Consider the following 6313-nt stretch of genomic DNA (forward strand, 5'->3'; position numbering starts at 1 on the left):
GGCCCGGACGGCCGCCCCTCGCCGCTGGTGCAGCTGCGCCGGCTGAGCCCGGTGGAGCTGCCGCGGCCGTCGGAGGACAGCCCGCTGCTGGTCGTGCACGACGGCGGCCACGTGCCGCAGGAACTGTTCCCGCCGCGCTCGCCGTGGCAGACGACCATGTACGTCCTGCCCTATTTGCACCCCCAGGCGGCGACCACCGCGAATTCCGCGGACCTGGTGCTGCTCCAGCGGTTGCCGGTCGGGCAGGCGCAGCTGGCCGGCCAGATCTGGCGGTTGCCGCCGCAGATGGCGCACCAGCTCACCACGCTCAAGGACGACCAGGTCATCGCCCTGGGCACGAACCTGTGGCGGCCCTTGCGACTGGTCACCACCCCCGGTGAGCAGCAGATCCTGGGTGCGGTCCGGCGCGGCGACTGACCCGCGCCGACCCGCGGTCCCGCATGCCCCCGGACGATTGTCCGGGGGCATGTTTTTCGACGGCGGTCCAGTCACTCTCCGCAGCAATTCGTTCACAGCACGAATAAAACTGTGGAGGAGCCGATCGTCGGTTATTCCGGGCAGATTCTTGCGCCCCACCCGCGAGGCGAACTAGGAACGACTCACCGCGTCCGGGCGGTTTCGGGGGCGACACCGACCGGGCGCACACCCTGCGAAGAGGAGAACCGCTGCCATGGGAGACGTTCGCGCGTCCAGGACGAGACGGTTGGCCGGTATCGGGCTGGCTGCCGGCACGGCGTTCGCGGTCACGGCCGCACTGACCACCTTCACCGCCGCCGCGGCGGAGGGCGACATCCGCGGGGCGGGTTCGCCCAACGCGGTCAAGGACAGCTACATCGTCGTGCTCAACGACATGAGCACGAGCAGCGTCGGCACGTTGAGCGCCAAGTACCAGGCGAACGTCAAGCACACCTACACCAGCGCGCTGCGCGGCTTCTCGGCCACCATGAGCGAGGGGCAGGCCCGCAAGCTGGCCGCCGACCCGTCGGTGAAGTACGTGCAGCAGGACGGCGAGGTGAAGATCTCCGGCACGCAGGCGCCGACCCCGTCGTGGGGCCTGGACCGGCTCGACCAGGCCGCGCTGCCGCTGGACAACTCCTACACCTACCCGAACCAGGGTGAGGGCGTCACCGCCTACATCATCGACACCGGCATCCGGTTCTCGCACAGCGACTTCGGCGGCCGGGCGGTGTCCGGGCGCGACACCGTCGACAACGACAACGACGCCACCGACTGCAACGGCCACGGCACGCACGTGTCGGGCACCGTCGGCGGCTCCACGTACGGCGTGGCCAAGAAGGTCAAGCTGGTCGGCGTGCGGGTGCTCGACTGCGGCGGCTCCGGCACGTACGCGGGCGTCATCGCGGGCATCGACTGGGTGACCGCGAACGCGGCCAAGCCGGCGGTGGCCAACATGTCGCTCGGCGGCGGCGCGGACGCCACGGTCGACCAGGCCGTGCGCAACTCCATCGCGTCCGGCGTGACCTACGCCCTCGCGGCGGGCAACGACAGCGGCGCCAACGCGTGCAACACGTCCCCGGCCCGCACCGCCGAGGCGATCACGGTCGGTTCCACGACCAACACCGACGCCCGGTCGTCGTTCTCCAACATCGGCACCTGCCTGGACATCTTCGCGCCGGGCTCCAGCATCACCTCGGCGTGGTACACCAACGACACCGCCACCAACACGATCAGCGGCACGTCCATGGCGACGCCGCACGTCGTCGGCGCGGCGGCCGTGTACCTGTCCTCCAACCCCACCGCCACGCCCCAGCAGGTGCGTGACGCCCTGGTGAACGGCGCGACGAGCGGCGTGGTCGGCAACGCGGGCACCGGTTCGCCGAACAAGCTGCTGCGCGTGATCGGCAGCGGCACCCCGCAGCCCGGCGGCTGCGCGGCCAAGACCAACGGCACCGACGTGGCCGTGCCGGACCTGGGCACCGCCACCAGCTCGATCGCGGTGACCGACTGCACGGGCAAGGCCGGCACGTCGTCCACGGTCGAGGTGCACGTCAAGCACACCTACCGCGGCGACCTGGCGATCGACCTGATCACGCCCAGCGGCGCGGTCAAGCAGCTGAAGGTGACGTCGGGTTCGGACAGCGCGGACAACGTCGACGCCACGTACACGCTGAACCTGTCGGCGGAGAACGCCAACGGCACCTGGCAGCTGCGCGTGCGCGACGCGTACAGCCAGGACACCGGCTACATCGACACCTGGACGCTCGACCTGTAAGCGGTCGCCCGACCCGGTCGCACCACAGCGGCCCCTCACCACTTCCGCCGGTGAGGGGCCGCTTCGCGTTTCACCTGATCAGGGACGGTATCGCCCCGGTGGGACTGTGGCAGGGTCCTAATCAGGTCGATCGTGGAGGTTGGAAGCCATGTCCGCAGCGCTACGGGAAGAAGCAGCCCTGCCGAATCCGATGATCGGCCCGCACACCCTCGAGGAATGGCTCGACCTGCCCCCTTCGGAGGACGGGTCGCGCACCGAGCTGATCTTCGGACACCTACTCGTGACTCCGCCACCCTCCGGCGAACACCAACTCACTGCCTACTGGTTGGGCAGGTGGATCGACGACACGATCCGGGCTGCCGGGCGATCCGACCTGTTCTTCGCCCCGCCGGTGGGCGTGAAGATCTCGTCGACCTTGCGGACGGCGCTGATCCCCGACGCCGCGATCCTGGACCGGAAGCCGACCGGGACGAGCTTCCCGGCGGAAGCGCTGCTGCTGGCGGTCGAGGTGTGGTCACCCGGCAACACGCGATCCGAACGACTGGCGAAGTTGACCGCCTACGCCGCGGCGGGGGTGCCGTTCGCGTGGACGATCGCGCAGACGAGCAAGGCCAGCGGCCTCAGGCTCACGGCCCACCGCCTGAAAGGCGGCGAGTACCAGGCCGAGAACGTCGTCGACACAGGCGGGCCGACGACCATCACGGCCGCGCCGCTCCCGGTGACGGTCGACCTGGACGAACTGGGTTTCTGACCCTCAGACGCGCGCCGAGCACTCGCGCAACGCCTCCAGCACGCGCGGCCAGGTGCAGTGGGTCGGCTCGGTGGTGCGGTTGTGCGCCGCGATCCTCAGCCGTTCCTCCCGGTCGTTCGCCAGGCGGGTGATCGCACCGGCCAGGTCGTCGGTCAGCAGGCCCTCCACGCCGTCCCGCACGAAGTCCGCCACGCCTGTCCCCGGCCGCGCCACCACCGGCACGCCCGCCGTCCGCGCCTCCAGCGCCGCCAACCCGAACGCCTCCTGCGACGCCGCGTTCACGAACACGTCCGCACCCGCCAGCAGCCGACCCACGCCCCGCCGGTCCAGCCGACCGGGCAGGCTCACCCACCCCAGGTCGTGCCGCCGCACGTACCGCCGCAGGACGGCCAGCTCCGGCCCGGCCCCGGCCAGCGTCGCCCGCAGCGGCACGTCGGCGCGCACCGCCCGCAACGCCCGCAGCAACGCCATCGGCTCCTTGCGCGCCGCCAGCCGACCCACCGACACCACGTGCACCGCGTCGTCCGGCCGCTGCGCCGGGACTCCCCGCCACCGCCGCGGCTCGATCCCGTTCGGCACCACCCGGACCGGCACGCCCGGCGCCACCGCGCGCACCCGGTCCGCCGCCGCACTGCTCACCGCCGCCACCGCCACCGGGGCGGAGCTCCACGACGCGAACCGGTCCAGCGCCCGGTAGCACCGCTGCACCACCGGGTCCCACAGGCTGTGCACCACGACCACCACCGGCAGGCCCAGCCGCATCGCCGACCGCACGCCCGACCACGCGAACGGCGAGATCGCGCCGACGTGCGCGTGCACCACCGACGGCGCCAGCCCGGCGAACACCCGGTCCAGGTGCGAGCCCGCCCGCGGGTGCACGGGCAGGTCCCACGGCAGCCTCACCGCGACCCGGTGCACCGAGTACCCGTCACCCGCCGATGCGAGCCTGGTCGCGGTCACCACGTGCACGTCCTCCCCGCGCGACGCCTGCTCGCGGGCCAGCCCGGCCACCTGCACCTCGATCCCGCCCAGCCGGGGCAGGAAGCAGTCGGTCACGTGGACGATGGACAAGTGCCCTCCCCGTCAAGCCGCCGAACGGAGCAACTGACACTCTGGCACCCGTGAGCCGAACGTGCGTCTTCTTCCACGCCCACCCCGACGACGAAGCCCTGCTGACCGGGGGCACGATGGCGCGACTCGCGGAGGAGGGTCACCGCGTGGTGCTGGTCGTCGCCACCGCCGGTGAACAGGGGCTGAGCGCGCCCGCGGTCGACCTCGGCGCGGTCCGGACCCGCGAGGCCCACGCGTCGGCCCGGGTCCTGGGCTGCGCGCGGGTGGAGTTCCTGGGCTACCCGGACTCCGGACTGGACGGGCGGCACGGGTTCGCCCGCGCCGACGTGGGCGAGGCCGCGGAACAGCTGGCCGCGCTGCTGCACGAGGAGCACGCCGACCTGCTGACCACCTACGACCCCGGCGGCGGCTACGGGCACCCCGACCACGTCCAGGTGCACCGGGTCGGCGCGCTGGCCGCCGAGCTGGCCGGCACGCCCCGCGTGTGGGAGGCGACGGTCGACCGCACCGCGCTGCTGCGCGGCCTGCGCCTCGCCCGGCTGGCCCGCAGGTTCGACCTCGCCCCCTTCGAGAACGCCTACACGCCACGCGACCAGATCACCCACTCGGTCGACGTCCGGCGGTACGCGCGCGTGAAGCGGGCGGCGATGGCGGCGCACGCCACGCAGACCACCGGCGGCGAGTCGACCCGCACCCTCGCCGCGCTGCTCAAGCTGCCCCCGCCGCTGTTCAAGCTGGCCCTGGGCACCGAGTGGTACGTCGAGCGCAAACGATTGCGGGCACGATGAGACCGTGGCTGCGCCTCACCGCGTCGCTGGTGTCACTGGGCTTGGCGGCGTGGCTGGTGGTCGCGCTGGTGCCCGTCGTCGGCGGGGTGGAGTGGACGGCGGTCGGCGCGCAGCTGCGCCACGTCGGCGCCGGCACCGCGCTGTGGTTGATGGCGCTGTGGCTGGCCGGGCTCTGGTCCTACACCTACGTGCTCACCGGCTCGCTGCCCGGCCTGCGCAACACCCAGGCGTTCACCCTGAACGCGGCGGGCAGCGCGGTCAGCAACGTGCTGCCGTTCGGCGGGGCGGCCGGGGTGGCGGTGACCGCGGTGATGGCGTCGAGCTGGGGCCACTCCGCCCGCGCGATCACCACGTCGACGATCGTCAGCGGGCTGTGGAACGCCCTGTCCCGCGCGGCGCTGCCGCTGCTGGCCCTGGCGGTGCAGGGCGCGGCCGTGCTGGGCGACGGCGTCCTGGCCGCCGCGGTCACGGCGGCCGTCGTGCTGCTGCTGGGCGTGGCCGTGCTGCTGCGCCTGCGGTGGCTGGGCGGGCTGCTCGGCGGTCGGGCCGCCCGGTTCCTGCTGCGGCTGCGCCGCCAGACCGGTCGGGTGATCCGCGCCGGCTGGCGGCGGATGACCGCGGGGATGCTCGCCTACCTGCTGCTCCAGGGCGTCCTGCTGTGGTGGTGCCTGGCCGCGGCGGGCGTCCACCTGGGCTGGGGGCCGACGGTCGCGGCGTTCGCGGTGAGCAGGCTGCTGACCATGGCCGTCGTGACGCCCGGCGGTGTCGGCGTCACCGAGAACGGCACCATCGCGCTGCTGGTCGGCCTCGGCACGCCCGCCGCACCGGCCGTCGCGGGCGTGCTGCTGTTCGCGTTCTTCACCTACCTGGCGGAGATACCGCTCGGCGGCGCGGCCTGGCTCAGCTGGTGGGCGCGACGCGCACGTTCCGGGTGACCGCGGCCCGCGCGGCGAGCTCGTCGTCGGCCGGGTAGTCGACCCGCACCAGCGACAACCCGTGCGGCGGCGCGACCGCGACCTCGCTCGACCGGGCTGTGAGCGACAGCAGGGACGCGGGCCAGCCCACCGGCTTGCGGCCCTCGCCCACCGCGAGCAGCGCGCCGACCAGGCTGCGCACCATCGAGTGGCAGAACGCGTCCGCGGACACGTGCGCGGTCAGCACGTCGCCGGCGCGCACCCACTCCAGGCGTTGCAGCTCGCGGATCGTGGTCGCGCCCTCGCGCCGCTTGCAGAACGCGCAGAAGTCCCGTTCACCGAGCAGCAGCGCCGACGCGGCGTTCAGCGCGTCGAGGTCCAGGGCACGCGGCCAGGCCAGCGTGTCCAGCCGCCGCAACGGGTGCGCCCCGGACGCGGCGTCGGTGACCCGGTACTCGTAGTGCCGGCGCAGCGCGGCGAACCGGGCGTCGAACGCGGCGGGCACGACGCGGGCCGAGAACACCCGCACGTCCGCGGGCAGCGCGCGGGCCAACCG

General features: G+C 73.2%; 5 protein-coding genes and 2 pseudogenes. 5 read left to right on the forward strand and 2 right to left on the reverse strand.

Annotation, left to right across the window (positions count from 1 at the left end; translation table 11 throughout):
• From AB0G02_RS25705 to AB0G02_RS25715, 3 genes and pseudogenes are all read left to right on the forward strand, one after another.
• Positions 1 to 417: pseudogene (locus AB0G02_RS25705) on the forward strand (hypothetical protein); the annotation flags it as partial.
• Positions 418 to 670: 253 nt separating this feature from the next.
• Positions 671 to 2233 (forward strand): S8 family serine peptidase, encoded by a 1563-nt coding sequence (locus AB0G02_RS25710; protein ID WP_360798226.1) that lies wholly within the window; start codon positions 671 to 673, stop codon positions 2231 to 2233.
• 148 nt (positions 2234 to 2381) lie between these two features.
• Complete coding sequence (locus tag AB0G02_RS25715; protein ID WP_360798228.1) at positions 2382 to 2984, forward strand: Uma2 family endonuclease; 603 nt, start codon at positions 2382 to 2384, stop codon at positions 2982 to 2984.
• Between the two features lie 3 nt (positions 2985 to 2987).
• Here AB0G02_RS25715 and AB0G02_RS25720 read toward each other — a convergent pair whose 3' ends face one another.
• Positions 2988 to 4055, reverse strand: coding sequence for a glycosyltransferase family 4 protein (locus AB0G02_RS25720; protein ID WP_360798230.1), 1068 nt, complete (start codon positions 4053 to 4055; stop codon positions 2988 to 2990).
• A gap of 50 nt (positions 4056 to 4105) precedes the next feature.
• Between AB0G02_RS25720 and AB0G02_RS25725 the strand changes: the two genes are divergently transcribed.
• Both AB0G02_RS25725 and AB0G02_RS25730 read left to right on the forward strand, forming a co-directional pair.
• On the forward strand, positions 4106 to 4843 hold the full coding sequence (locus tag AB0G02_RS25725; RefSeq protein ID WP_360798232.1) for a PIG-L family deacetylase: 738 nt from the start codon (positions 4106 to 4108) through the stop codon (positions 4841 to 4843).
• Positions 4840 to 5778, forward strand: coding sequence for a lysylphosphatidylglycerol synthase domain-containing protein (locus AB0G02_RS25730; protein WP_360798234.1), 939 nt, complete (start codon positions 4840 to 4842; stop codon positions 5776 to 5778). The genes AB0G02_RS25725 and AB0G02_RS25730 overlap by 4 nt, the downstream gene beginning before the upstream one ends.
• Here AB0G02_RS25730 and AB0G02_RS25735 read toward each other — a convergent pair.
• Positions 5744 to 6313 (reverse strand): annotated as a pseudogene (locus tag AB0G02_RS25735) (tRNA pseudouridine(38-40) synthase TruA); the annotation flags it as partial. The gene AB0G02_RS25730 and the pseudogene AB0G02_RS25735 overlap by 35 nt on opposite strands.

Origin of the sequence: Actinosynnema sp. NPDC023658 (assembly GCF_040639995.1) — a bacterium.
In the GTDB taxonomy this organism is placed as follows: Bacteria; Actinomycetota; Actinomycetes; order Mycobacteriales; family Pseudonocardiaceae; genus Actinosynnema.

Excerpts from the sequence above, each read along its gene's own strand:
- AB0G02_RS25715 (WP_360798228.1), top strand. The coding sequence starts at position 2,382 with ATGTCCGCAGCGCTACGGGAAGAAGCAGCCCTGCCGAATCCGATGATC.
- AB0G02_RS25710 (WP_360798226.1), top strand. The coding sequence starts at position 671 with ATGGGAGACGTTCGCGCGTCCAGGACGAGACGGTTGGCCGGTATCGGG.
- AB0G02_RS25730 (WP_360798234.1), top strand. The coding sequence starts at position 4,840 with ATGAGACCGTGGCTGCGCCTCACCGCGTCGCTGGTGTCACTGGGCTTG.